We start from the raw sequence: 26,178 nt of genomic DNA, 5'->3' as shown, positions 1-26,178 counted from the left end.
TCATGTCCAGCCCAGATAATGTGAAGATCAAACGAGCGCTCATCAGCGTTTCCGATAAATCCGGCATCGTCGAATTCGCCAAATCCCTGGCTGATCTCGGCGTGGAAATCCTGTCCACCGGCGGTACGTATAAATTATTGCAGCAGGAATCCGTCCCGGTGCGTGAAGTCTCTGACTACACCGGCTTCCCGGAAATGATGGACGGGCGGGTGAAAACGCTGCACCCCAAAGTACATGGCGGCATTCTGGGCCGTCGCGGTCACGACGACGCCGTCATGGCGGAGCACGACATCGCGCAAATCGATCTGGTGGTCGTCAATCTCTATCCTTTTGAAGCCACCATCGCCCGCCCCAATTGCTCACTGGTGGATGCGATTGAAAATATCGACATCGGCGGTCCGACAATGGTGCGTTCTGCGGCGAAAAACCATAAAGATGTAGCGATTGTGGTTAATCCTTCCGATTACGACGGCATTGTCGCCGAGTTGCAGGCAAATGGCGGCGCGCTGGCTTTCTCTCGTCGTTTTGATCTCGCCGTCAAAGCGTTTGAACACACTTCCGCCTACGATGGCGCCATCGCCAATTATCTCGGCCTGAAGGTTCAGACTGAAGAAAGCGCTTATCCGCGCACGCTTAACCAGCAGTTCATTAAAAAGCAGGATCTCCGTTACGGTGAGAACCCTCACCAAAGCGCCGCCTTTTATGTTGAAGCAAACGCTCGTGAGGCCTCTGTCTCCACCGCCACGCAGTTGCAGGGCAAGGAACTGTCCTATAACAACATCGCCGATACAGACGCGGCGCTGGAGTGCGTGAAACCATTCGCCGACGCCGCCTGCGTTATCGTCAAACACGCCAATCCATGCGGCGTCGCCATTGGCGTAGACATCAAACAAGCCTATGAACTGGCCTATGCGACGGACCCCACCTCCGCTTTCGGCGGCATCATCGCCTTTAATCGCGAGCTGGACGCCGACACGGCGCAGGCGATTATTTCCCGTCAGTTCGTGGAAGTGATCATCGCGCCAAAAGTCAGCGAAGGCGCTCGCGCCGCACTGTCCGCCAAAACCAACGTCCGCGTGCTGGAATGCGGAGAATTCCAGGGCGAACGCCTCAGCGCGTTCGACTTCAAGCGCGTTACTGGCGGCTTGCTGGTGCAGGACCGCGATCTGGGCATGGTGAATATGGATGCGCTGAAAATGGTGACGGATCGCGCGCCGACGGAACAGGAGCTGAACGACCTGCTGTTCGCCTGGGAAGTCGCCAAGTTCGTGAAGTCCAACGCAATTGTTTACGCCAAGAGCGGACGCACTATCGGCATCGGCGCCGGCCAGATGAGCCGTGTCTACAGCGCCAAGATCGCGGGTATCAAAGCAGCGGATGAGAACCTGGAAGTCAAAGGTTCGGTCATGGCTTCAGACGCTTTCTTCCCTTTCAGGGACAGTGTTGACGCAGCGGCGGCGGCCGGCATTACAGCGATCATTCAGCCCGGCGGCTCAATGCGCGACCAAGAAGTGATCGACGCGGCCAATGAACACGGCATCGCCATGGTGTTCACCGGCATGCGCCATTTCCGACACTAATTCCGCACCAGCGGCTACCAGCGTCCGAGTAGCCGCTAAACCCCAATTACCGCGGAGCGTCAGGCTCCGCTCGCAAATGTGGAGCAAACAGATGAATGTTTTGGTCATCGGCAGCGGCGGTCGGGAACACGCCCTGGCCTGGAAAGCGGCGCAGGCGGATTATGTAAACACCGTATTTGTCGCGCCCGGCAACGCCGGCACAGCTCTGGAGCCCAAACTGGAAAACGTGGCGATTGATGTGCTCGACTTCGATGCGCTGATCGCCTTCGCGAAAGACAACCAGGTGGAGCTCACTATCGTCGGCCCGGAAGCCCCCTTGGTGGCGGGCGTTGTAAACCGCTTCCAGGCGGAAGGTTTGCGAATCTTCGGCCCCTCTCAGGGCGCCGCGCAACTGGAAGGCTCGAAGGCCTTCACGAAAGATTTTCTGGCCCGCCACAACATTCCTACCGCCGCCTATCAGAGCTTCACTGAGATTGAGCCCGCCCTCGCCTACCTGCGCGAACAAGGCGCTCCGATTGTAGTGAAAGCAGACGGACTTGCCGCAGGCAAAGGCGTTATCGTTGCGATGACGCTGGAAGAAGCGGAAGACGCCGTGCGTGATATGCTGGCTGACGCCAAGTTCGGCGACGCGGGGCACCGCGTGGTGATTGAAGAATTTCTGGAAGGCGAAGAAGCCAGCTTCATCGTGCTGGTGGACGGCAAGAACGTGTTGCCCATGGCCACCAGCCAGGATCACAAACGCGTAGGCGATGGCGACACCGGTCCCAACACTGGCGGCATGGGCGCTTACTCCCCTGCCCCGGTTGTTACCGATAGCGTCCATGAGCGCATCATGCGCGAAGTGATTTATCCCACCGTGCAAGGCATGGCGCAGGAAGGCAACGACTATGTGGGCTTCCTGTACGCTGGCTTGATGATCAGCGCTGACGGCGCACCGAAGGTCATTGAGTACAACTGCCGTTTCGGCGACCCGGAAACCCAACCCATCATGATGCGCATGCAGTCGGATCTGGTTGAGCTATGCATCGCCGCCACACAAGGCGAGCTGGACAGCAAAACATCGGACTGGGACGCGCGCGCCGCCGTGGGCGTAGTATTAGCCGCCGGCGGATATCCGGACAGCTATGCTAAAGGCGCCGTTATTTCCGGGCTGGAAAACGCAGACCGGGCTGACGCCAAGGTGTTCCACGCCGGCACGACCATGCAAGACGGCCATGTGGTCACTCAGGGCGGACGCGTTCTGTGCGCTACCGCGTTGGGCGCGGACGTCACCGAAGCGCAACAAAAAGCCTATGAGCAGGTCGCCCGCATCGACTGGCAGGATATGTACTACCGCAAAGATATCGCGTACCGCGCTATCGCCCGGGAACAGGCGAGTAAAAACGCCTGATTCTGCTTTTTTCGGCGGCGGTAATTCGCCGCCGAATCCCACCTTTTATAAATCCGTCGCGATTTCCGACACTTAACGCCTCCTCCCCCCTGCGTTCGCATATCCACGGGGCCGCCTGCTCATTTTTCGCGCCCGTGAGCCTTGGATATATTGAGTAAGCTGACCTATTCTTTTGAGACCGACTGAGAGATTTCAGGGCTTATAAGGACTAAGATGGATGCCGAAGAATACAAGGAACAGCGGACGTCTGCGCCAGCCGCAGGCCCACGCCGGGCCCAGGTCTGACAAAGTCCTTCCCAGCGGACGGCGCGCCGTAAAAGGTCCTTTTCTCGCCGTTCCTCATGAAGCCCGTTTTCAGTACATCCTCGACGATATTCCTGAATTGATCTGCCGCTGGAAGCCGGATGGCGCTATCACTTATGTGAACTCGCAATACTGCCGTTACTTTGGATCTTCCAGAAACGCATTGATTGGAAAATCGATCTTCACTCTGTCGCCGGCTGAAGAGCGCAATGTGATTCATGAACAAATGCGCCGGATAACGCAATCCTCCCCTGTCAGTCAGCAAGAACGCAAAGTTATTGACGGAAATGGAGCCCAGCGCTGGTTGCTATGGACGGATCGCGGAATATTTGACTCACAAGGACGGCTGCTGGAGTTCCAATCCATCGGTCGCGATATCACGGACAGCCGGGAAACCAATGAACAAATCGGCTCCATGGCCAGTCTGGCGACCTTGAGCCCTCACCCCATCATGCGCGCGACCCGCGACGGAGCCATTATCTACGTCAATTACGCGGCGGCGGAATTTCTCAAGTTATGGGGAACCGCCATTGGCGACCACATTCCTTCAACCTGGGCTGCCACACTGAAAAAAGTGATGGGCTCAGGAAAGACAGCGATGCTGGAGTTAGAGCGCAACGGCCGGCATTTTCTACTGACTCTCTCCTGTGACCGCTCAGCGTCTTCTCAAGAAAAAGTCGCCAACCTCTATGTCACCGACATCAGTAAGCAGAAGCAAAATGAGGATGCATTGCGTCGCAGCGAAAACCGCCTCGGCGCCCTAGTTTCAGCCGAAGCAGACAGTATTCTGGTGATTGACGATGCAGGCGTCATCCGCTTCGCCAACCCCGCGGCTGAGCGGATTTTCGGCAAGCCCAAAGAGATGCTGATCGGCCAGTCATTCGGCGCTCCCTGCCTGATTGGCGACTATGCGGAAGTAGAGTTTCCCAGAGGCGGCAAACGCATCGCGGAAATGCGCGCGCAGCCGGTGCCCTGGAACGACATCCAGGCCCATCTGATCACGTTGCATGACGTGACGGACCACCGCAAGCGCGAACATTTGCTGCAGCGACGCAATCGCACGTTGGCGGTGCTCACCGCCTGCGACCATCACTTGGTGAGAGAGAGCGATGAGCGACGTTTAATTGATTCTTTCTGTCGTCAGCTGGTTGGCGTCGGCCGCCACCAAACCGCCTGGTTCGGGTGGGTGGACGACGGTCGTCTGGATACCTCCAGCAAAGTCATTCTGGCTGGAGACGAGACGCCGTTCACGCTAATGAAAGAGCGCCATCGTCTGGCCCTGGATGAGAATGATCCAGTGATCCGGGCGCTTCGCGAAGACTGCTCCGTAACACAACACGATCTGTCAGAGCTCTACGGGCTTCCGCCAAACTCGAACAGCCAGCCTTTGAGTCAGTGTATGATCGCCTTACCCGTGGGCAAGTCTCCTGAGACGCTGGGAATCATGGTCATTTATTCGGAGTACGCGGAGGCTTTCGACCACGAAGAGATCGAGTTGCTTGAGCAGCTCGCTGATGATCTTTACTACGGCGTAGTCTCCCTGCGCACCCGGCATGCCCGGGAAAAAGCGGAGGAATCGCTGCGCTTGCGCGATCGCGCCGTGGAGTCGACCCCCAATGGCATACTGATTCTCAATGCGCGCCGCCCCGACCTGCCGCTGGTTTACGTCAATCCCGCATTCGAACGCATTACGGGGTATAGCAGCGGTGAGGTGGTAGGGAAAGGGCCGTTTTTTCTGCAAAGCGACATTGATGAAGACCGCCGCAGAGAGTCCCTGCACTTTTTGATTCGCAACCGGGAGGAAGGCTGCGTTCTATTGCGCAACCAGCGCAAGGACGGATCGCAGTTCTGGAATGAGCTGCACATCGCTCCGGTTTACGATGACCGTCGCATGCTCACCCATTTTGTCGCCGTGATCAACGATGTCACTGAGAGCCGACATTATCAGGAACAATTGGAATACCAAGCCTCCCACGACGATCTGACCGGCCTGCCCAATCGCAACATGATGCGCGACCGCCTGGGTCAGGAGCTGTGGCGCGCCGCCCGCAACAAACACAAAGTGGCGATCGTGTTTCTGGATGTCGATCAGTTCAAGTTGATCAATGACAGCCTCGGCCATAACGCCGGCGACGCCATGTTGAAGGTGATCGCCAAACGGCTCACTGGCATGGCCCGCGCCAGCGACACTGTCGTGCGCTACGGCGGCGACGAGTTCGTCATCATTCTTCCGGATATTTCACCGCCGGAGAAAGTCGCCAGTTTCATTTCCCGCCTGATGGACGTGATCGCGCAGCCCATTCAACTGGATCATCGCGACATTCGGGTTTCCGCCAGTATCGGCGTCAGCATCTACCCTCAGGATGGCGACCACCCCGAAGTCCTGATTAAAAACGCGGATATCGCCATGTATCTGGCCAAAGAAGAGGGTCGCAACCGCTTCCACTTCTTTACCGAAGACCTCAACAAAACCGCGATGGAGCGCCTGGATCTGGAAGTGCGGCTGCGCGCCGCCCTGGAAAAACAGCAGTTTCATCTGGAGTACCAACCGCAAGTGGATCTGCGCAGCGGCGTCATCACCGGCGTCGAGGCGCTGTTGCGCTGGCATGAACCGGAGCTGGGCGACATTCCTCCCGGTAAATTCATCCCCATTGCGGAGGAAACAGGGCTTATCGGCGCCATTGGCGAGTGGGTCCTGCACGCCGCATGCGTCCAGGCGAAAGCCTGGACTGATCTGGTCCCGCATCCGTTGACCATGTCCATTAATCTGTCAGCGAAACAACTGACCATGGCGCGTTTTGACAGCGCCCTGCACAGCATTCTCACCGACACCGGCGTGGACTGCCGTCATATCGAAATCGAGTTGACGGAAAGCGCCATCATGCGCAACGTCGACGAAATGCGCGAGCGTCTGAACCTTTTGAAGGAACAGAGACTCAAACTGGCGGTGGACGACTTCGGCGTGGGTTATTCCAGTTTCAGCCATCTGCGCAGTTTCTCCTTCGATCGGCTCAAGCTTGATATCACGTTCGTGCGCGATATAACTACCGACCCCAATACCGCTTCCATCGCCCGCACGGTCATGTCCATGGCGAGAAGCATGCATATGCAAGTGGTGGCGGAAGGCATCGAAACGGAAGCTCAGTTGCGCTATCTGCAACGACTGGGGTGTGACGTCGGCCAAGGCTTTTTCCTGGGACGACCGGCCTGTGCGCAGAACATCGAGGCGCTGCTCGCCAGCCCACGTATTCGCTCCGTGCGTCCTCCCCCCTCCACCGCCGCCCGCAACCTGCTGGTGCTGGATGACGAAATGAACGTGGGCAGCGCTATCAAACGACTGCTGCGTCATCAGTTCAACGTGTTCCACGCCACCACATCGCGGCAGGCGTTCGACATCATGGCGCGCACGCCGATTCAGGTGGTTATCTCTGATCAGCGCATGCCGGACATGTCGGGAACGGAGTTTTTGAATCGGGTGAAAGAACTGCACCCTAACGCAATTCGCCTGATCCTCACCGGTTATGTAGATATGGAGACCATCACAGAAGCCGTGAACAAAGGCTGGATATTCAAGTTCCTGACTAAGCCCTGGCAGGATGACAAGCTGCTGCAGGTCGTGACGGAAGCCTTTGAGCAGTACGAGAAAGAACACCAGACGCGACTGCTGGATACAGCGAGCGGAGTCAGTGATGCAGCCCGGGCATGAGCCGTCGCCGGTAGAGCTGACGCTCTATGTGCAGTCCGCCTCAAAAGTATCGCTGAATGCAGTTCGCGCAGCCCGCCACCTTTGCGAGAATGTGCTGGCGGGGCGCTGCACGCTTAACATCGTCGATCTCGATCAGAGCCCCCAGACCGCCGAGCGCGACGCCGTGCTGGCGACGCCGACCCTGGCCTGTGGGAGTCGACGCATTATCGGCGATCTGTCCGACAGCGCCAGAGTATTGGAACTGCTGGAGCTAACGGCGCTCTGATCGCCGCATCGGGAATTACTCGTCCTCCAGCGCGTCCATCTGCTCCTGATAAGCTTTACGTTCTTTGATCTCCTCCAGCAGATAAGCGATGACGCAGTCATGAGTGCCAGGAAACTCTTCCTTGATCGTCAGCAGGTAACCTTTGGCCAGATCCAGATTGCTCTCCCGGCGACGCATATAGGCCACGGAGACATGATATAAGGCGTGAGAGCGAACTTCCGCCGTCTGGGTCTTGTCGTTGTAGATATCCAACAGCAGCTCAATAGCCTGATCCAGGCCATGAGGCGGCCGGTTTTTCACAAACTCAATGATTTCCGGGCTGATACGATATTGCTGGCGCGGGCAGTCGATACCTTCAAAATCTTCCTGATATTTGGCGTATCCCTCTTTCACCGCATGAACGAAGTCATGTTTTTGCTCCGTACGTTTGACGATGGCCACATCCGTCGCCACCGCCGCAGCGCCAGCCCAACACCCCGCCAGTCCCAGACAGGTCAGCGCAAGCGCCAGTCCCGAAAGCAGTTGTCTCAGCATAATATCCCTCGCAGTCTTTGTAGGCAGTTCTTCTAGATAATTCTTATGCGCCGTTTTAAGGGCGGCTATTCCGCACGAACAGCCACCGGCAGGCGTTTTTCGCGATCATACTGAATTCCGCGACGATTTCAGTGACATTCCGCTACTTATCTGATTTCGGGCAATTTTCTCCAGCGTCGGCGCCGGAGTTTATCTGCTTTGCAAACGCACTGGAGCTATGGCCAAGCCGCCGACGCAACCGCTATGATAGTGAGCGTTTTTATTCAGGGAACGCACAACCATGTATGACAGCCTGCCTTTATTGAGCTCCGAGGAAGAAAAGTCCGCTCACTACCAACACACCCTGCGGGCGATCCGTCACGCTATCGAGGGAGAAACGGACTGGACGGCGATTCTCTCCACTGTCGTCTGCGAGCTTCATCATCGCTTCGAGTATTTTCACTGGACCGGTTTTTACCGCGTCGTGGCCCATGAATTAATGAAAGTAGGCCCCTATCAGGGCGGCCACGGTTGTCTAACTATTCCGTTCAATCGCGGCGTTTGCGGCGCTGCCGCCCGTGAGCAAAAAGTGCAGCTGGTGCCTGACGTTAACAAGTTTCCCGGCCATATCGCCTGCTCCGGCACAACGCAAAGCGAGATTGTTCTGCCGCTGTTCAACGCCAATGGCGACGTCGCCGCCGTGCTCGATATCGATTCCGATCACATTGACGCGTTCGATACCGTAGATGAACGTTTCCTAGCGGAACTGCTGACCGATCTGATCCCCCTGGCTCCCTCCCCCTTGTTCTGAGCCCGCGAATCACATGGCCTTCGGGGTTAAACCGAGGGCTGCTTAAAGCCTTATCTGTACTCCTCACTGCCGTCATAACAGACTCTGTGCCGTCAATCTGTATCCCTGCAAACGACAACAATCTGTGGCTTATCGTAGATTTAACGCTCCCCTTACAATAAAGATCCTCAATTCAGTAAATTAATGCCGTTGCGGCGATAGAGACAGTATGCAGGCCACCTATATCCCTTATCTTTTTGTCTTGTTGTGGGCGACCGGGTTCGTCAGCGCCAAATGGGGCCTGCCTTACGCCGAGCCCTTCACCTTTCTTAGCCTGCGCATGCTGCTGGTCGTGCCTCTATTCGCGCTCCTGGCGATCACTATGAAGCGCCCGCGGCTTAACGCCGAGCAGCGCCGCCAGCAGATGATTACCGGCATTGGAACTCATGGTCTCTACCTCGGCGGCGTGTTCTACGCCATTGCGGCGGGTATGCCGGCAGGCATCGTCGCTCTGATTGTCGGCGTGCAGCCTTTGCTGACCGCGCTAGTCAGTTGGCCTTTGGGAATTGGCTCGCCCTTACGTCCCTTGCAATGGATTGGCGTGATGCTGGGACTGGCGGGATTAGGCGTTGTGGTGCTGCAGGGCGGAAAACTATCTGGACATATTACCGGCGCAGGCCTGACCGCCAGCATTATCGCCTTGCTGGGCATATCCGGAGCAACGCTTTGGCAATCGGTTAAGGGGGGCAAGACGGACTTGATCTCTGGCGGCTTATGGCAATACATCGCTGCGCTGATCATGTTCCTGATCGCCGCTTTCACGCTGGAAACCCGTGAGGTGCAGTGGAACCCCAACTTTATCGGCGCCTGGATGTGGTCTGTGTTCGTGCTTTCACTGGCGGCGGTGTTGTTGTGGCTGTATATGCTGAAAATCGGCGAAGCCACCAAAGTGACGCAGTATCTGTATCTAACGCCTCCGACTACGGCAGTTATGGCTTACCTGTTGTTTGACGAGCCTTTGACCCTGCAAACCGGTTTGGGCGTCGCACTGGTAGTGGCCGGGCTATACTTGGCGCGACGCGGCGCCATTGCTCGCAAGCCGGCGCTGTCAAAGGCCTGAGAACGCTCAGAGAGATTAAATATCTTCATCTGTCGTGAGGCGGTTACGTCCGTTGTCCTTGGACTCGTACAACAGGACGTCCGCCCGCCGGATCAGATTGTCCAGCGAATCCCCCAAAACATCCGTGGCGCCGATGCTGACCGTCAGGCGTAGATGATCGGAAAGAAATGGGATAGGGGTCTGCTCCACTTTGTGCCGGAACGACTCCAGCATTGGCGAGACCTTCTCAATGCTCATGCCGGGAAACAGCACACAGAATTCCTCGCCGCCAAAACGGGCCGCGAGATAATCCCCAAAAGCTTCCCCTATCATCTCGGCGAAAGCGCAGATAGCGCGGTCTCCCGCCTCGTGTCCATAGGTGTCGTTGATGCGTTTGAAGTGGTCCACATCAATCATCGCCGCAGTCAGCGGATCACCATTCTCCTTGGCGACCCGATACAGCTCCTTGGCCGCGCTGAACAAGTAACGCCGGTTATACATTCCGGTCAGATAATCCCGATTGGCCGCATCGTTCAACGCCTGAATATTCTCCATGGCTTCGATGTTGTGCATGATGCGGCAGTGAAATTCCTCGTGAAAAAACGGCTTCATCAGAAAGTCATTGGCGCCGTTCTTGATGAATTTGGCGGACAGCGTGGCGCTGCCATATCCAGACAGACCAATGATGACCAGGTCTTTCTTGTCATACTCCCTGCGCAACGCCCGGGTCAGTTCGAAGCCATCCATTTCCGGCATGTTGTAATCGGAAATCAGCATTTTGATATCCGGGTCCGCCTTGATCATTTCCAAGGCTTCACGCCCATGCTTCGCCAGTTGCACCTGATACAGATGCGTGCCCAGCAATTGCCGCACGTAGTGTCGTGAGGTGTCGGAGTCATCCGCCACCACCACTTTGATGCTGCGATTACGCAGGAGACGACGAATCAGACGGGTGACGTACTCATAGGAATAACGGCTTTCTTTGACGACGTAATCGACTATGGGTTTCTGCAGTATGGTCTCGCGTTTACCTTCGTCATAGGTGGCTGTGAGAACAATGCAGGGCAGCTTTTTCGACAGCACGTAATCGAGCACTTCGCCATTGGGCGCGTCCGGCAGATGCAAATCCACCACCGTCACGAAATAAGCGCCGGGATCTTTTTCCAGAAACTCCTGCGTCTCCTGCAGCGTTCCTGCGCTATCGCAAGGCAGGCCAAGCTCGGTCTTGATCAGGTGACGCAACACTTTCGTGATCATCACACTGTCTTCAATCAGAAGAATTCGTTCATTCATGCCAGATTATATCTTTGCGGCAGTTCGCCAAGAGAGTCGGGTGAGTCTAGTCTACATCCTATCTTTTAAGATTAGTTGAAGCGCACCGCGCGGCAAGTAATTATGACATCCTGGCTCATTCCGCCTGCGAGGCATTGGCGCCTTCCCATCCGCGATGAGCCCGGGGCTCACCAGAATCTAATAGAACATCCGGCCAATTGGCGTTAAAAAATGCTTCTGCTAGCCTGCCCCGACTTACAATAATCCTATTGATCTGCTTGGCAAAAAATCAACAATCCGGCATAGGACGTCCATGCGAACCCATACTCAAATCATCTGTCTGGCTGCGGCCGTTATCGGTCTACAGGGATGCGCCGGTCTTTCCGGCCCTGCGACATCAAACGCACCCTCGTTGGCCTTTTCCGCCCCCGCAGCAGGCGAGACCAAAGCCGCCGCCATCCCTGTCATCACCCTTTTCTTTAACGAAGCGCTGGACCCCGCCAGCGTCGACGCCAGCGCCATCGAGCTGAAACTCGATCCCACGCGAATTATCGATATTGCGGAGCGGGAGTACGACGCCCAGGCCAACGTATTGACGTTGCGCCTCGCCATGCCTCTACCGCTGTCCACAAATGTCGCGCTGAATGTGAGCGGCCTGAAAAGCGAAAAAGGACAATCCGTCAGCACTATCAACCTGAGCTTCACCACCGACGACACTTATCGCTATCGCGGCATCGAATTCCAGGATGGCCGTATCAGTGGGTATTTCGAGGAGTGGAGAGATTCTCGCGAAGGCGAGGAGGTTAGCTACAACGTTAATTACATAAACTCAGGTTCAGATCAGGTTTGGTTCACCGGCGATGATGAGATCAGCCGCTATGTTCGCACCCGTTCGACTGCGGAAGGAACACTGGAGGCGACCTTTGTCGCGCCGGGCGCCGACGGAGTCTGGCTCACCGACGATGACGTTCCGGAAAGCTACACCCGTCTTCGTTCTTCCGACACGCTATACCAGTCTGCGCAGTACCAGGGCCCTGGTCCTGATGGAGTCTGGTTCACCGACGACGACGCTTCCGATAATTGCGCGCTGCAAAGCTCCGAAGGCGACGAGGAACAATCCGTCACTGTTTACAAGCGCAGTCGCCAGGGCGCAGACAACCAATGCTTCACCGCCGACGACGTCATCCTTGAAGTCAATCGCGACGAGCAGAAATCCCAGGGCGACAAGGTACGCGCCGCCAGCTGGGTATACAGCCATCCCGGCGCCGATGGCGTGTGGGAGACGGCGGACGACCAAGTCAGCGCTTTCAGCGTGTCCGACTATGACGACGAAACCAGCGCCGTCGCCAATTACGCTTCCCCTGGCAAGGACGGCGCCTGGCTCACCCAGGATGACCGCCTGAGCGACTACAGCATCACCACCACCAAAGAGGGACTTACCCGCACGGTGTTCTACCGCGACCCCGGTTATGACGGACTGTGGCGCACCGCTGACGATATTCCTTTCGGCTACTCCGAGGAGCGCAGCGATGCGGACGGGCATAACATCTTCAGCAAAGAAGTGAACAATCCCGGGCCTGACGGCGTCTGGTTCACTCAGGATGATTTACTGGCCAGTCACGCCAAGAGTGAAACGGATGAGAACGGCAATTTCAGCCGCTGGATCAACTACAGCTCCACGGGTCCTGATCGAGAGCCCTTCACCGACGACGACTTGGTTAACGAGTACTACACCTCCAGTATCAGCGCCGACCGGGAAAGCATCGAAGAAGCCGGCTTTCGCGCGCCGGGAGCGGATGGCGTCTGGTTTACCGAAGACGATACGCCAACAACATTGTCGAGGCGTTGGGAGCGGCAGGATGAAGAGACCCAGCGCAGCCTCAGCGCCACCTACAATACGCAAACCGCCGCCACCGTAGGACAAATCAGCGATGACGCCATTACCTACTACAGCGTCAGCGAATCGCAGGCGGGGTATTACATGGACGCCAGCTATCAGTCCCCTGGTCCGGACGGACTGTGGCTGACCGCCGACGATACGCCAGCCACCATGACGTTGAACTACTCCGATCCGCAAGAGTAACGATGCTCGCTCCGGCGGCCAACGCCGCCGGATAATTTCAGATTGATGTCGCCGCGCGACCGCATTAAAGTAGTCCGGTGTCAGATTTACTTAGCGTTTTATACTCGTGCCGAATTTTGCATTCCTGCTCAAACGAAAGACTGGGAAACCGGGGTTCCACCTTGCGGCCGGGATTTGCGCATGCAAATAAAATAATTCCTGGGGAATCCATGAAAAAAAACCGGTCGCGATTGCTTCGCCGCCGGTTTTTTTTTGCCCGTAACCCAGGTACGTCAATTCTATTGCCAAGGAGTTAATTTATGTTTCGTGGTTCCTTAATCGCCATGATAACGCCATTCATCAACGGCCAAGTGGATGAGAAAGCGCTTGCCGGTCTCGTCGACTGGCAAATCCAACATGGCGCTCACGGCCTGGTTCCGGTGGGCACGACAGGCGAGTCCCCCACGTTGACGGAAGAGGAACACAAACGGGTGGTGGCGCTGGTGGCGGAGCAGGCGCATGGCCGAGTCCCGGTAATCGCCGGGGCTGGCTCCAACAACCCGGTGGAGGCGGTGCGTTATGCGCAACACGCTCAGCAGGCGGGCGCGGATGCGGTGCTTTGCGTCGCCGGATATTACAACCGTCCGTCCCAGGAAGGTTTGTACCAGCATTTCAAAATGGTTCATGACGCCATAGATATTCCCATCATTGTCTACAACATCCCTCCTCGGGCGGTGGTGGATATCAAGCCGGAAACCATGGCGAGACTGGCGGAATTGCCGCGCATCGTCGGAGTGAAAGACGCCACCACCGATTTGGCCCGTATCAGTCGTGAGCGCATGCTGATCAACAAGCCTTTCAGCTTTCTTTCCGGCGACGATATGACCGCCATCGCGTATAACGCCAGTGGGGGGCAAGGCTGCATCTCAGTTTCCGCCAATATAGCGCCGGACCTGTACGGTMAAATGCAAACCGCCACTCTGCAAGGCGATTTCCGCGAAGCCCTACGTATTCACGACTTGCTGGCGCCTCTACACGAAGCGTTATTTCGCGAACCCAGCCCTGCGGGCGCCAAGTACGCCGCCTCGTTGTTAGGCCTTTGCAAGGAGGAATGCCGCTTACCCATCGTTCCGTTAAGCGAGCAAGCAAAATCGGATATCAAGAATATAATCAATGAGTTATACAAATAGCTCAATAATCGTACAATTAAGCGTCTAATACCAAATGGTAATATCGTCGAGGAAATATTCGCGATAAGAATATCCCTACTGATACGGATAAAAAATACAAGCAGTAAACTCCTACCGTCTCAATATCAGGGCTAACGCGCCGCGAGACGACAAAGTTTAAAATGAAATATTTATTTCAATGATTGTGTTTTGGAATGGCAGTGGTATTTTAAACTTCTCCTACCGCCTCTCCAGCAGGTCCCGGAAGTACTGACCTGCATGTATTAGTGGGTATTATCGAGAATAAGGACGCCCATCGTTACGGAGTCGTAACCTGGGCCCGCCGCTGCGGAGTGTTCCGTTGCGGCTTTCAGAGATCTATGGAAATCCTGAAAGAAGGACTTTGTAATGGACTTTCGACTCGATGATGAGCAGCTCGCTCGTGTCTCCCACGTGCGTGAATTCGCTCAACAAGTACTTTCGGAGTCGGCTCGGCGACGTATAGCAGAATCCGCGTTTGATCGCGAACTCTGGAACCGGGCTGCGGATTTGGGACTCTCTGGGCTCCCTATCCCCGAGCAATGGAGCGGCTCCGGTTTCGGCGCCCTGGACACCATGCTGACAGTGGAAGCGCTCGGTTTCGGCTGCACTGACATGGGACTTGTCTTCTCACTCTGCGCGCATATGTTCGCCTGCGCAGTTCCTATCTGGCGTTACGGCGACGACGCGCAACGCCAACACTACTTACATCGCATCTCCAAGGGCGAGCTTATCGCCGCCAACGCCATCACCGAACCGGAATCCGGCTCAGACGCTTTCGCCATGCGCGCCAGCGCCACCCGGGACGGCGACACTTACATCCTGCGTGGTGAAAAGTGCTTCGTCACCAATGCGCCAGTGGCCGATCTGTTCCTGATATACGCCAAGACGGACCCCAATCAGAGCTTTTTCGGGGTCAGCGGCTTCCTGGTTCCCCGGGATACGCCAGGGCTTTCAGTGACCGATGGCGGCTCCAAAACCGGCTTGTGCACCAGTCCATGGGGCTCACTGTATATGGACGACTGTCGCATCCCTGCTTCCGCCCTGCTGGGTGAAGAAGGCGGCGGCGCGCCGATGTTCCATGACTCCATGATCTGGGAACGCGGCTGTCTGTTCGCCGCCTATGTCGGCGCTATGGAGCGCGCATTGCAGCAAAGTATCGACCACGCCCGCAACAGAAAGCAGTTCGGCCAGCCCATCGGCCGCAACCAATCTGTCTCGGGTCGGCTGGTGGATATGAAGTTGCGCCTGGAAACCTCCCGACTCCTGCTGTATCGGGCTGGCTGGCTATACGACCAGGGCGAACCCTACGAGGAAGCCATCGCCCTCAGCAAACTCTGGATCTCCGAGTGTTCCGTGTTAAGCGGACTGGACGCCATGCAGGTCTTCGGCGGAACCGGCGTTTCCAGCGCCGCTGGCGTCGACCGGCTGCTCCTGGATTCCCTGCCGTCGAGGATATTCTCGGGCACCTCTGAGATTCAGAAAGAGCTGATAGCCAGGCATATGGGATTGCGCTGACGCGATATTTCATACGGTCTAAAAAAGGAAAATACGGGAAAGGAAGTCTGTAGCAGCCTGTTCGGCTGATTTGCCTGCATTACCCCGTCACCTGAGTTTTGAAAGCCTTCACCGGCTTTCAGGGGCTGCTTTTGCCTTGTGAAAAGTACAAGCGCTTCAACGCCCCTCGCGACACTAATAACCAAGAGCCCGCACACATACGGGTCATACGACAGCGAGCAGAGCAGATCCAATGAAAATAGTTAAGATTATCAGATACTTATTCGGCGCCCTCTATGTCATGGCGGGCATCGCCAAGGCGTTTCCTCAAATTGAAGATGTCGGCGTCACCCTTCAAAAAGCCGCCGCCGCCAACCAGGGAACCTGGCTGGCCGGTCTCAGCGAATGGCTGGCGGCTCATGCCCAGTTAATGGCCTGGGTCAGTGGCTTCGCGCTGCTCGCATCCGGTCTTTGCTATTTATTCAATCGCCTGCTGGTTCCCGCGGTTATCGGCCAGTGCGTCATGCTGGCGGGCTTCGTCACCATACTCCACCGGGCTTTTCCACAGATTGTGTTCGTGGATTTGGTCTTCCTGATTGTCGCCCTGCTTGTCCTGTGGGAATCCGCTAATCAGAAGAGGTCTCTGTACGCCCTGTCCCACTATTAATCCGACGAACAAATAGCGCCCCCTATTTGTCTGTAGTCGACTGGGCCTGGCAAGTCAGGCCGCGATTGGACTCATTGCCTCTATAACAACGGAAAGGTAGGAACAGATGGAATCACAAGACAACTCACAGTATGCGGGCGAAGCGCCCGTATTTCCCAGCAGGGACTTTGAACGCAATCAAGGTTCCTTTGACGAGACGGACGCATCGCCCCCGCAACACGTTGGCGATTTTGACGTGATAATTGTTGGCGGCGGCATATCTGGACTGTCTTCCGCCTGGAAGCTGCGCGAGCGCAAGCTATTGGTGCTGGATCAACGGGACCGCTTCGGCGGCGCGGCGCGTCTGGAGCAGCGGGATGGCCTGTTATACGCCAGCGGCGCTTCCTGCTTTCAATTGCCCACAGGCGACAACGAAGTGTCCCATCTGCTGCAGGACCTGGACTTGTGGAACCAATGGCGCTCCACTGCGGAAGATACCCTGGTCATCTTTGACACCAAGCGCCTGATGAAGGGCCTGGGTGAAGTTACCGCCGCTTTATTGAAACAGCCCAAAGAATTACTGAAGCCCGCTGTCTGGGGACTGACCGCCAACCTGCTGTACAGCGCCATGTCAGGCAAACCCTTCATTTCTGCGGAGAAGAAGTTAGGCGACCCCATGTTCGCCGACTTGTTTCAATATCTTAATCGTTTCACTCCTGATTCCGGCAAACACCCCGCCATGCCTTGGCGGGAAGGCTGCGACTGGACGCGTGAGGAAATGGAGCTGTTTGATTCCGTATCCCTGCATGACTTGCTGTTCGACCCCGCGACACGACGCTCCCTGCCGCAGCATCTGGTTCCCAGGCATCGTTTTGGCTCATTAGTGAAAGACGCAGTGGAAACCACACTACGCGTAGAGTGCCTTTCTATAAAGGACGTCTCCGCCTACGTCGGCCTGCATTTCCTGGTGGGATACCTCTATCGACCACTGGTGACCTTTCCCGGCGGGAACGGCTACATCGCGGATCGCATACGCCAGCGCCTGATGAGCACTGGCTCCTGCAAATTCAAGGCGGGCTCCAAAGCCTATTCCATCACCCAGAATCAGGAAGGCGTAAAAGTCTGCTTCCAGCAGGAAGGCAAAAACTATTACGCGAACGCCAAGGCGCTGATCTGGGCCGGCGCCAAGCACGCCGCCGTACCAGTGGTGGACGGATTACCGCCACAGCAAAAAGCGGCCATCGCGGAAATTGAACACAGGGACTACGCCATCGCCGGGGTGTATCTGAAAAAAGCGGCGCTGACCAATTACTTCGGCGGCTACGTCATTGAAGGCGATATTGGCGGTCGCTATCCGAATAGCTGGTGCCGCAGCGGCGTCTGCCTGGCGGCGAACTGGAAAGACCCGTCCTACGCCGGCGACCTAGGCGTCCTGACGCTGCTTAAGCCCATTTCCGGCGCCGCCGATCAGGGCAAGCTGGACAAAGCGAGTTTCCGCAACCTGCAACAAACCGCCTATGGCGAAGTGCGCGACATGCTGATCGCCACCGGTCACTCCCCTGAGCTGATTGAAGACATCAAATTATGGCGCTGGCCCGGCGGCCTGGTGGTGTCCAAGGTAGGCCAAATGAAACATGACGTCTTCGCCAACGCCTCTCGGCCCGTCGGCGCAGTGTTCTTCGCCAATCAGGACAGCGTCGGCATGGGCAATATGGAAAGCGCTATCTGGGCCGGCTGCCACGCCGCGGATCAGGTGCGCCAACACATCCGCTCTCACAGCAGCGTCGTTTCCCATATCGGCGACTATGCCGCGACCCAGAGCTAAGACGCCAATCAAGGAAAGGGAACTGACATGACTTACGATTCGCACATTGTAGAAGTCTCCGGACAACAAAAGTCCAACACGCAAAGTCTTGGAGGCAAGGCCAGCTCGCTTAATACGCTGGCGGCGGCGGGATTTCCCGTACCCAGGGCCTACTGTCTGACCGTGGACGCTTACGCATCCTTCCTGCAGGAGTCAGGACTGGATCAATGGATCAGCGGCCTGGAGCAATGGGACGCCAGTGCGTTTACGCAAATCCGCCAGCGTATTGAAGAGACGCAACTGCCCTCTTCGTTACGTCAGGCGATCGTCAGCGCATACAAGGACATCGGCGCCGAACGCGTGGCGGTGCGTTCTTCCGCCATCAGCGAAGACAGTGAAGAACACTCGTTTGCAGGCCAGTACGACACCTATCTGCATGTAGAAAATGAAGAAACGCTGGTGGACTGCGTAAAGCGTTGCTGGGGGTCTTTCTGGACAGAACGCGCCCACGCTTACGAAGGCCGTCAGGATCAACGCCGCAGCAACGACGCAGAGGCGCCCAAACAAGGCATCGCTGTAGTGATTCAAGCCATGATAGACGCAGACGTCGCGGGGGTTCTGTTCACCGCCGACCCACTGAACGGCGATCCGCAGCGTACGGTGATTGAGTCATGCTGGGGGCTGGGCGAAGGCGTCGTTTCGGGTCAAGTAACCACCGACACCTTCGTCGTCGACAATCAGAAAATGGAGCTGCTGGAGCAAACCCTGCGGGAAAAACCGGTGATGTCCACCCGCGCGGAGAACGGCGGCGTCTGCCTGCGCAAAACCGCGTCCGATAAAATCAACGCCCCCACCCTCAACGAAAATGAAGCCCTGGCCCTGGCGGGTTACGCCAACGCCATCCGCAGTCACTATGGGCGGGAGATGGACATTGAGTGGGCGCTGAAGGACGGCAAGATCTGGATTCTGCAGGCCCGCCCCATCACCGTCACGCCGACCCGCGGCGACAATCGCCTGTTTGCGGACGCCGATGAAAGCAATGGCTATATACGCGATAACGCGCTGTTCTCACGCATGGATACCGGCGAAATCGTCACCGGACTGATGACGCCTCTGGGGTTGTCGTTCTGCCGCTTCTACCAGCACAACGTACACGGCCCTGCAGTCAAAACCATGGGGCTGTTGGATATCGGTGATTCACAACATTACATGGGTTATTTACAAGGGCATGTGTATCTCAATATTTCCGCGTCGGCGATGCTGCTTACCCAGTGCCCTCCAACCCGGGACCCGTTGAAGTTCACCAAGCGTTACTCTACGGAGGAAGTGGACCTGAACTTCTACACCAACCCCTACGGCAAAGCGCCGCAAGGGCTGCAATATCTCAAGAGCGTGGGCTACTGGACGCTGTATCAAGTGCGCAACCTGGCGACTGCGGAGCGCACCGTGCGCGACATGATCACATTGCGCAAGCGGGAAACCGAGCGCTTTCTGAAGCTGGATCTCAGCACGATGTCGCTGAGCGAGCTGGATGCGGAACTGCAACGTATCGACCGTTACTTCCTGGAATCCTGCGCCGCCTATATGCCATTCTTTCTGCAATCGTTCGCACTGTACGACGCCCTCGCCGAACTCTGTGAGAAGTGGCTGGGCGACAGCGGCAAAGGTTTGCAGAATCGCATCAAAGCGTCTCTCAGCAACCTGCGCACCATCGAAGTCACCCGCGGCGTGTGTGATCTGGCGGCCTCCGTCCAACGTTCCAGCCACCTGCGTCAACTGGTGCTGGAGACGCCGTTGGAGCAGTTGGCGCAGACGCTACAGAACGACGACGAAGGCGCACGCTTCTGGAACAATGATTTCATGGCGTTCCTGCGCGACTATGGCGCCCGCGGTCGTCAGGAGTTTGAACTCAGCATCCCCCGCTGGGCCGACGATCCCAGTTATCTGCTGCAGGTGATTCGTATGTACCTGACCAGCGACGTGCAGTTGGAGTCGCGGCTGGAGGAAATCGACCGCAAACGAGACGACGACACCCGCGCCCTGCTGTCCGGTCTGCCATTGCGCATTCGCCTGCTGTTCAAGTTCGTTATCTCCACCTACGCCAAAATGGCGGAGCGACGCGAAGCCACCCGGCCCACCTACATCGCGCAAACCTGGTTCTATCGCAAAATCATCGTCGAAGTGATGCGTCGCCTCAGCGCGGAGAAAGTACTGAAAATGGAGGACTTGCCTTACATCGACTTCAACGAGCTGCGCGATTACGTGGCGGGAAGAAAACCTGCTCAGCAGGCTTTCTCCGCAGAGCTGATTGAGCGCAATCGCCGCAGTCATTTGTTGAACCAGCGTCTGCAGGAGCCGCCCATGGCGATTGTCGGCGGACATACCCCCAGGCGCGAAACCGCAGAAACGGAGCCGATGGATGGCGTCCCCGTGTTCCAGGGCATCGGCGCCAGTCCCGGCGTCGCGATGGGGCGCGCCCGCGTCATCACGGATCTGCCGCGGCAGGCGGAAGAGTTTCAGCAAGGCGAAATACTGGTGGCCCGTTTCACCGACGCCTCCTGGACGCCGCTGTTCGTGCTCGCCGCCGGCGTCGTCGCCGACGTGGGGTCGATGTTATCGCACAGCTCAATCGTATCCCGGGAATTCGGCATCCCCGCCATCGTCAACACTAAAACCACCACTCGCCGCATCCGCACCGGAGATATGCTCTATCTCGACGGAGACGCAGGCATCGTGCGCATAGAAGAACGCAAGGAGGACGCCAGCCAGTAGATATCCGCCTGACAATAAAAAATGCAATGAGCGCAGCGGCCCGCCACAGACAGAAAAATAAGCCGCTCTGATTTTACGTTAATTAAACATCGACCTCAGCCAAGTTGTAGTCCGGCTGCAGACAGATTCCAGCTAGCAGGGATCAGGGGTTTCTTTGCGCCTGAAAAAGTCCCTGGAACAGTGACGAGAATAGAGGGAGATTAGTTATGGAAATTACGATAGGGGTCATCGTCGTCACCCGCAGTCGCGGTTTTTTCGAAACCGGACTCAGCGTTTTGAGCGACATTCGCGGTGAAGTATTCCAGCAAGTATCTCTGGATGCGGATATCGAATTCGAAGAAAAGCTGCCCAGCACGCACCCCGTTTATGAAGAAGCCCGCGACAAAGCGGTGCGTTTCCTTGGCAAGCGCAAGGAACGAATCTCCATGCGGGTGATCCAGGCGGACAGCCTTGAGCGGGCGCAGGCGAAAATCCTGCAAACGCCCCTGCTCGGCGTCAACTTTCAAGTGGGCATGGTGTACGTCGACTACGCCGATCCCCAGTTTGAAGACCTGGCGCCACAGCAGATCGACACGCAATTACAGGCTTTCTACGCAGCGCTGCGGCAGGCGGATATTCCCGTCTTCCAGTCCTCATTTTCGACCGTGGTGTACACCCTGCCGCAACGCCCGCGCATACGGCACCAGCCAATGGAATACATTGAGCGCCAGCTACCGGACGACCGCTCTCTGCTGCAGGCGGATCTGCTGTGTCTGTGGATGGATTTCTTTGAAATGAGTTACGCCAACCGCCGCGTCAAGCCCGCCGCCCGGGTCCTGCCGCACAACACTCTGGGAGAGCATCTGATCAACTTCCTCAGTGCGCGCGCGGGATCGGAATGGCTGGGCTTCTATTTCACCGGCTCGCTGGTCTCCAACATGATCAACCATCTGGAGCAGGAGGCAGAGCGCCGCAATGTGTTACTGCTGCGCGGTCCCAGCGAGCACAGTCTGGCCTGCGGCGCGATGGCCAACTGGCAGTTGTACCGCCGCCCCTTCCTGATCGTGGTCACCAGCGGCATGATCGACGAATTCAAGGGCACCATCGCCAACCTGCGGGAAGCGCGGGCGCAAGGTTTCATCGTCTGCGCGGAAAACCGTCATGATCAATGGTTCGCCTTTCAGGGCACGGTGTCTGCAGAAGAGGATTCACGGGAGGTGATTAAAGCCCGCGGGCTGCCCTGTCTGTACCTCAACGATGTCGATCGCCTGCAGGAAGACCTGCAGAAAGCGATGGAACTATACGACGCCAAGCGCGGTCCGGTGGTGCTGCTGGCCACCCAGGCGGTGTTGGAAGCCTGCAGTCGCTTCGACATTGCTTATCCGCCCGCCCCGCAAGCGCCGGCGGACGCCATACCGGAATCGGTCCAACCGGTGCTGGATCAAGTCATGTCGTTGCTGAATGAGGGCCCGGACAAGCTGGTCTGGCAGTGCGGCGCCATGGATGAAGAAGAACTGGAGCTGACCCTGTCCATCGCAGATCGCGCGGGGATTGCGTTGGTGGATTCACTGACCTATCCCGGTTCCGTGCCCAAGTTCCGTCATTGCCAGCGCAATCGCAATTACCTTGGCACCCTGGCGGTCTATGGCTACAGCCCACGGGTGTACAACTTCCTGCACACCAACGACAAAATGAACCCACAGTCCGAGCAGTGCCTGTTTTTCATAAAGAGCAAGCTGCATCAAGTATGCACGCCTTTCTCCGATGGCCGTTTGCAGCGCAAGCTGCAGATTGTGCAGCTGACCGAAAATCCTGAGCATATTTCGCCTTACACCGACTTCCCGCTGGTGTTGGAGCATAAGCAGTTTCTCCGTTACGTGGATAAGCATCTAGCCCCGTCTCCAGAGCTGGTGGCGCGACGTTATCAAGCCATTGCGTCTGTGCCTGACACCCCCTCGGATATGGCGAGCCGCCTGCCGACTACCCCCATGACGCCGAACTATTTCTTCGCCCGCCTCAACAAGCTGATGGAGAAACTGATCGTCGAGCATGGTTACGACTACACCGGTCTCTATGACGTCGGGCGCTGCGGTATTTCAGCCGTGCGCAATCTGGCGCGCACGCGCCGCGGCTTTTCCGGCTGGTACGGACGCGCCCTGATGGGCGACGCCCTCATGGCCAGCATCAGCCTCGCGTTCACCAGCCCTTCCAACGTAGTGGCGTTCATCGGAGACGGCGCCAAAGGCCTCACTCCCGACGTGCTCCCCTCGCTGTTGGAGAACGCCCTGAGCTATCCCGGACGCATGAACCGCAACCTCACCATTTTCTATTTCTGCAATGGCGGACATTCGGTCATTAACACTTACCAGGAGCGCATTCTGTTCAATTACACCTCGCGACAAATGCGACTGGTCAATGTCACCGATCAGGATTGGGAGGACGAGCTGGGCGGTCTGCGTTTCACCTCGCGCACGTTAACCACATTCGATCCGGCGGCGCTCACGTCCGCGCTATTGCGCCCGGGTTGCGTCAATTTGTTCTCGGTGATGGTCTCCCACAACAACGAGGGCGACGGCATCAGTCTAGCCACCGCCACCGGCTGGCAGCGCGATCCAGCCGTTCAGACGCAAGCTGAAGCGAAAGCAGAAACAGCAACGGGGACGGATACAGAAACGGATAAAGAAAGCGCGCAGCCTGTCGTTTAGACGCTGGCGAATAGCAGTTCAGTAAAGGATATCACTGTTATGAAATTCGGATTTATCGGACACCCGACCTCCATCGGGCTGAAACGCTACGTAAAAATGCTCGACTTGCTCGACCGCAGTTCGCGGGACCTGCAAGTGGGCTATCAGCGGGACATTTGGAGCCATCGCAATCTGGTGCCCTTCGTCGATTTCTGCCGCATTCAGTCCCCCGCCGGAGTGAGTTGCGAAGGCATCGTGCATTACCTTCCGCTCACCGCGGAGGAAATGCTGTCCACGCCCCGGGCGGTGCAACAGCGTATTTTCGAAGGCATCGAATCGTTGCAGGCGCAGGGCGCTCAGCTTGTAGGTCTGGGCGGCTTTACCTCCATTATCGGCAAGCGCGGGCTGGTGACGGCGGAGCGCGCCGGCATCCCCGTGACCAGCGGCAATTCTCTCACCACTTACGCGGGCTACACCGTGCTACTGCAGACGCTGGAGCGTTTGCAGCTCGATCCGGCGGACGCGCAGGTGGCGATTGTCGGCTATCCCGGCTCCATCTGTCTGGCGCTGGCCAAACTGTTGCTGCAGCTGGGTTGTCGTCTGGATTTAGTTCACCGGGGTACAGCGGATGATGCGCAACTGCTGGAGCATCTGCCCGAGCATTGGCGCGGCCGGGTCACCTTGTTGAACTCCATGGATGCGGCGTATGAGCGCAATCGTCTGTTCGCCGCCGCCACTTCGTCCGGCGGCGTGATCGATGTATCCCGCCTGTCGCCCGGCTCCATTGTCGTAGACATCGCCCTGCCCCGTGACGCGGAACGTCCACCTACGCCCCGCACCGACGTACTGGTGCTGGACGGCGGTTGCGTCACGGCTTCGCCGGATACCAGGCTGGGCGGCGAATCCATGAATATGTCGATCAAGCAGCAGATCAACGGTTGTCTGGCGGAAACCATGGTGCTGGCTCTGGAAGGCCGTGCGGAATGCTTCTCCATCGGACGCGACCTGCCCCCGGAAAAAGTGCTGGAGATTGGTGCGATGGCGGAACGTCATGGCTTCCGCGCCTTCCCTCTGGCGTCCTTTGGCGAGCGCATCAACATCGAACTGATCAACGGCCTGCGTCGTTTTCACCATAGCGGTAAAGCTCAGGCGCCAGGGTATACCCCTTCGGATCTGGCGGCGACAGAGCCGGATTCAGGCGAAGCGCGCCGCTCGCAAACAGTGCAGCGTTTCCGCAGTTATATCAATCCGATGCTGGCGGATTTCCTGCAGATGCAGCGCTGCGACAAGGTCTTCGAACGCGCGGAAGGATGCACCCTGACCGATACGGACGGCGAGCGTTTTCTGGATATGGTGTCCGGTTACGGCTGTCTCAATCTGGGCCATAACCCGCAAGTGGTGACCGAAGCAATTCAGAAATACGTCGCCAATATGGGGCCCAACTTCGTGCAGTACGTCTCCCTGCCGGAAGAAACCTCCAAGCTGGCGGAACGGCTCTGCGCCGTGGCGCCGGGACGCTTCGAACGTGTCTTCTTCAGCAACTCCGGCACGGAAGCGGTGGAGGCCGCGCTGAAACTGGCGAAAGCGGCCAGCCGCCGCTCCCGTTTTGTCTTCGCCAACAACAGTTACCACGGCAAGACACTGGGCGCGCTGTCCGTCACCGGACGCGAAAAGCATCAGAAGCACTTCCGCCCTCTGCTGCCCGGTTGTACGGGCGTACCGTTTGGCGATCTGGATGCGCTGCGCGTTGAACTGGAGCAAGGCGACGTGTGCGCGTTCATCATAGAGCCAATCCAGGGAGAAGGCGGCGTCTATCTGCCGCCGGACGGCTATCTGAAGGCCGCCCAGGAACTGTGTCGGCGCACAGGAACCCTGCTGATCGTGGATGAAATCCAGACCGGCCTGGGACGCACAGGACGCCTGTTCGCCTGTGAATGGGAAGGCGTGGAGCCTGACATCATGGTGCTGTCGAAGTCCCTCTCCGGCGGGCTGATACCCATTGGCGCCACGCTCAGCTCCGCGCGGATCTGGGACGCCGCCTACGCCTCCACCGGACGCTTCCTGTTGCACACCTCCACCTTCGGCGGCTGCAACCTGGCTGGCGTCGCCGGACTCGCCGCGCTGGAAGGCGTGATAGAGCAGGATCTGCCCCGCCGCTCGCAAGAGATGGGCGACTACTTCAAAGCCGAGCTGCAGCAAGCCGTGCAAGCCTATCCCTTTATCAAGGAGGTGCGCGGCCGCGGCCTGATGCTGGGCATCCAGTTCAACAATGACTTCAGCGGCGCCGTGGAAGCCTGCGCCCGGGAATTCGGCACGCGTCTGCCGGGAGACTGGCATCTGGCGTATCGCTTTTTCCCTGACGAAGTTCGCGAGCACCTGGCGGCGGCGGTGGACAAGATGGAGGAATCGTTAGCGGAAATGTTCTGCATGCGCTTCGTCACCAAGCTCAGTAACGATCACCGCATTCTGACGTTCGTCACCGCCAACAGCTCCACCGTGATCCGTATCCAGCCACCGCTGATCATCAGCAAAGAGGAGGTCGATCACTTCGTGAAATCCTTCGCCACCGTATGCGAAGAAATGTCCACTTTTATGAACTAAACAACGC

General features: G+C 57.4%; 16 protein-coding genes. 14 read left to right on the top strand and 2 right to left on the bottom strand.

Features of this window, described 5'->3' with window-relative positions; translation table 11 throughout:
- Positions 1-2 precede the first annotated feature (2 nt).
- The 4 genes from purH to KP814_RS21190 all read left to right on the top strand — a co-directional run bounded on the left by purH (position 3) and on the right by KP814_RS21190 (position 7,244).
- Entirely contained in the window at positions 3-1,580 is a 1,578-nt protein-coding gene (purH, locus tag KP814_RS21205) for a bifunctional phosphoribosylaminoimidazolecarboxamide formyltransferase/IMP cyclohydrolase (RefSeq protein ID WP_216738649.1), read from the top strand.
- Positions 1,581-1,671: 91 nt separating this feature from the next.
- Positions 1,672-2,970 (top strand): phosphoribosylamine--glycine ligase, encoded by a 1,299-nt coding sequence (purD, locus tag KP814_RS21200; protein ID WP_216738648.1) that lies wholly within the window; start codon positions 1,672-1,674, stop codon positions 2,968-2,970.
- A gap of 217 nt (positions 2,971-3,187) precedes the next feature.
- Positions 3,188-6,979: an EAL domain-containing protein gene (locus tag KP814_RS21195; protein ID WP_216738647.1), complete on the top strand. Its 3,792-nt coding sequence runs from the start codon at positions 3,188-3,190 to the stop codon at positions 6,977-6,979.
- Positions 6,963-7,244, top strand: coding sequence for a circadian clock KaiB family protein (locus tag KP814_RS21190; RefSeq protein WP_216738646.1), 282 nt, complete (start codon positions 6,963-6,965; stop codon positions 7,242-7,244). The genes KP814_RS21195 and KP814_RS21190 overlap by 17 nt, the downstream gene beginning before the upstream one ends.
- Before the next feature lie 15 nt (positions 7,245-7,259).
- Here the strand turns inward: KP814_RS21190 and KP814_RS21185 are convergent, their stop codons facing one another.
- Positions 7,260-7,778 carry a hypothetical protein gene (locus KP814_RS21185; RefSeq protein ID WP_216738645.1) on the bottom strand — a complete coding sequence of 173 codons (519 nt, stop codon included), beginning with the start codon at positions 7,776-7,778 and terminating at the stop codon, positions 7,260-7,262.
- Positions 7,779-8,058: 280 nt separating this feature from the next.
- On the opposite strand from KP814_RS21185, the gene KP814_RS21180 reads away from it, so the two are divergent.
- Positions 8,059-8,568, top strand: a complete 510-nt coding sequence (locus tag KP814_RS21180) for a GAF domain-containing protein (protein WP_216738644.1) — start codon at positions 8,059-8,061, stop codon at positions 8,566-8,568.
- 208 nt (positions 8,569-8,776) lie between these two features.
- Complete coding sequence (locus KP814_RS21175; protein ID WP_216738643.1) at positions 8,777-9,667, top strand: DMT family transporter; 891 nt, start codon at positions 8,777-8,779, stop codon at positions 9,665-9,667.
- Positions 9,668-9,682: 15 nt separating this feature from the next.
- Here the strand turns inward: KP814_RS21175 and KP814_RS21170 are convergent, their stop codons facing one another.
- On the bottom strand, positions 9,683-10,939 hold the full coding sequence (locus KP814_RS21170) for a diguanylate cyclase (RefSeq protein WP_216738642.1): 1,257 nt from the start codon (positions 10,937-10,939) through the stop codon (positions 9,683-9,685).
- A 292-nt stretch (positions 10,940-11,231) separates the two neighbouring features.
- Between KP814_RS21170 and KP814_RS21165 the strand changes: the two genes are divergently transcribed.
- The 8 genes from KP814_RS21165 (at position 11,232) to KP814_RS21130 (ending at position 26,171) form a co-directional block, all read left to right on the top strand.
- Positions 11,232-13,001 (top strand): Ig-like domain-containing protein, encoded by a 1,770-nt coding sequence (locus KP814_RS21165; RefSeq protein WP_216738641.1) that lies wholly within the window; start codon positions 11,232-11,234, stop codon positions 12,999-13,001.
- Between the two features lie 299 nt (positions 13,002-13,300).
- Positions 13,301-14,170, top strand: a complete 870-nt coding sequence (gene dapA, locus KP814_RS21160) for a 4-hydroxy-tetrahydrodipicolinate synthase (protein WP_216738640.1) — start codon at positions 13,301-13,303, stop codon at positions 14,168-14,170.
- Positions 14,171-14,557: 387 nt separating this feature from the next.
- Positions 14,558-15,706, top strand: a complete 1,149-nt coding sequence (locus tag KP814_RS21155; RefSeq protein WP_216738639.1) for an acyl-CoA dehydrogenase family protein — start codon at positions 14,558-14,560, stop codon at positions 15,704-15,706.
- A 232-nt stretch (positions 15,707-15,938) separates the two neighbouring features.
- Positions 15,939-16,352 carry a DUF6041 domain-containing protein gene (locus KP814_RS21150; protein ID WP_216738638.1) on the top strand — a complete coding sequence of 138 codons (414 nt, stop codon included), beginning with the start codon at positions 15,939-15,941 and terminating at the stop codon, positions 16,350-16,352.
- Positions 16,353-16,458: 106 nt separating this feature from the next.
- Positions 16,459-18,156, top strand: coding sequence for an NAD(P)/FAD-dependent oxidoreductase (locus KP814_RS21145; RefSeq protein WP_216738637.1), 1,698 nt, complete (start codon positions 16,459-16,461; stop codon positions 18,154-18,156).
- A 27-nt stretch (positions 18,157-18,183) separates the two neighbouring features.
- Entirely contained in the window at positions 18,184-20,907 is a 2,724-nt protein-coding gene (locus KP814_RS21140) for a PEP/pyruvate-binding domain-containing protein (RefSeq protein ID WP_216738636.1), read from the top strand.
- A gap of 206 nt (positions 20,908-21,113) precedes the next feature.
- Positions 21,114-23,591, top strand: a complete 2,478-nt coding sequence (locus KP814_RS21135) for a biosynthesis protein PigD (protein ID WP_216738635.1) — start codon at positions 21,114-21,116, stop codon at positions 23,589-23,591.
- 39 nt (positions 23,592-23,630) lie between these two features.
- Positions 23,631-26,171: an aminotransferase class III-fold pyridoxal phosphate-dependent enzyme gene (locus tag KP814_RS21130; RefSeq protein ID WP_216738634.1), complete on the top strand. Its 2,541-nt coding sequence runs from the start codon at positions 23,631-23,633 to the stop codon at positions 26,169-26,171.
- The last annotated feature ends 7 nt before the right edge of the window (positions 26,172-26,178 follow it).

This window comes from Hahella sp. HN01, from assembly GCF_018986435.1.
Lineage (GTDB): Bacteria > Pseudomonadota > Gammaproteobacteria > Pseudomonadales > Oleiphilaceae > Hahella.
The sequence above is the reverse complement of the archived record's forward strand: the minus strand, read 5'-3'. Positions and strand labels throughout refer to the sequence as shown.

What these genes read in the sequence shown, in the direction of transcription:
- purH (WP_216738649.1), top strand. Translation starts at nt 3, where the DNA reads ATGTCCAGCCCAGATAATGTGAAGATCAAACGAGCGCTCATCAGCGTT.
- purD (WP_216738648.1), top strand. Translation starts at nt 1,672, where the DNA reads ATGAATGTTTTGGTCATCGGCAGCGGCGGTCGGGAACACGCCCTGGCC.
- KP814_RS21195 (WP_216738647.1), top strand. Translation starts at nt 3,188, where the DNA reads ATGCCGAAGAATACAAGGAACAGCGGACGTCTGCGCCAGCCGCAGGCC.
- KP814_RS21190 (WP_216738646.1), top strand. Translation starts at nt 6,963, where the DNA reads ATGCAGCCCGGGCATGAGCCGTCGCCGGTAGAGCTGACGCTCTATGTG.
- KP814_RS21185 (WP_216738645.1), bottom strand. Translation starts at nt 7,778, where the DNA reads ATGCTGAGACAACTGCTTTCGGGACTGGCGCTTGCGCTGACCTGTCTG.
- KP814_RS21180 (WP_216738644.1), top strand. Translation starts at nt 8,059, where the DNA reads ATGTATGACAGCCTGCCTTTATTGAGCTCCGAGGAAGAAAAGTCCGCT.
- KP814_RS21175 (WP_216738643.1), top strand. Translation starts at nt 8,777, where the DNA reads ATGCAGGCCACCTATATCCCTTATCTTTTTGTCTTGTTGTGGGCGACC.
- KP814_RS21170 (WP_216738642.1), bottom strand. Translation starts at nt 10,939, where the DNA reads ATGAATGAACGAATTCTTCTGATTGAAGACAGTGTGATGATCACGAAA.
- KP814_RS21165 (WP_216738641.1), top strand. Translation starts at nt 11,232, where the DNA reads ATGCGAACCCATACTCAAATCATCTGTCTGGCTGCGGCCGTTATCGGT.
- KP814_RS21155 (WP_216738639.1), top strand. Translation starts at nt 14,558, where the DNA reads ATGGACTTTCGACTCGATGATGAGCAGCTCGCTCGTGTCTCCCACGTG.
- KP814_RS21150 (WP_216738638.1), top strand. Translation starts at nt 15,939, where the DNA reads ATGAAAATAGTTAAGATTATCAGATACTTATTCGGCGCCCTCTATGTC.
- KP814_RS21145 (WP_216738637.1), top strand. Translation starts at nt 16,459, where the DNA reads ATGGAATCACAAGACAACTCACAGTATGCGGGCGAAGCGCCCGTATTT.
- KP814_RS21140 (WP_216738636.1), top strand. Translation starts at nt 18,184, where the DNA reads ATGACTTACGATTCGCACATTGTAGAAGTCTCCGGACAACAAAAGTCC.
- KP814_RS21135 (WP_216738635.1), top strand. Translation starts at nt 21,114, where the DNA reads ATGGAAATTACGATAGGGGTCATCGTCGTCACCCGCAGTCGCGGTTTT.
- KP814_RS21130 (WP_216738634.1), top strand. Translation starts at nt 23,631, where the DNA reads ATGAAATTCGGATTTATCGGACACCCGACCTCCATCGGGCTGAAACGC.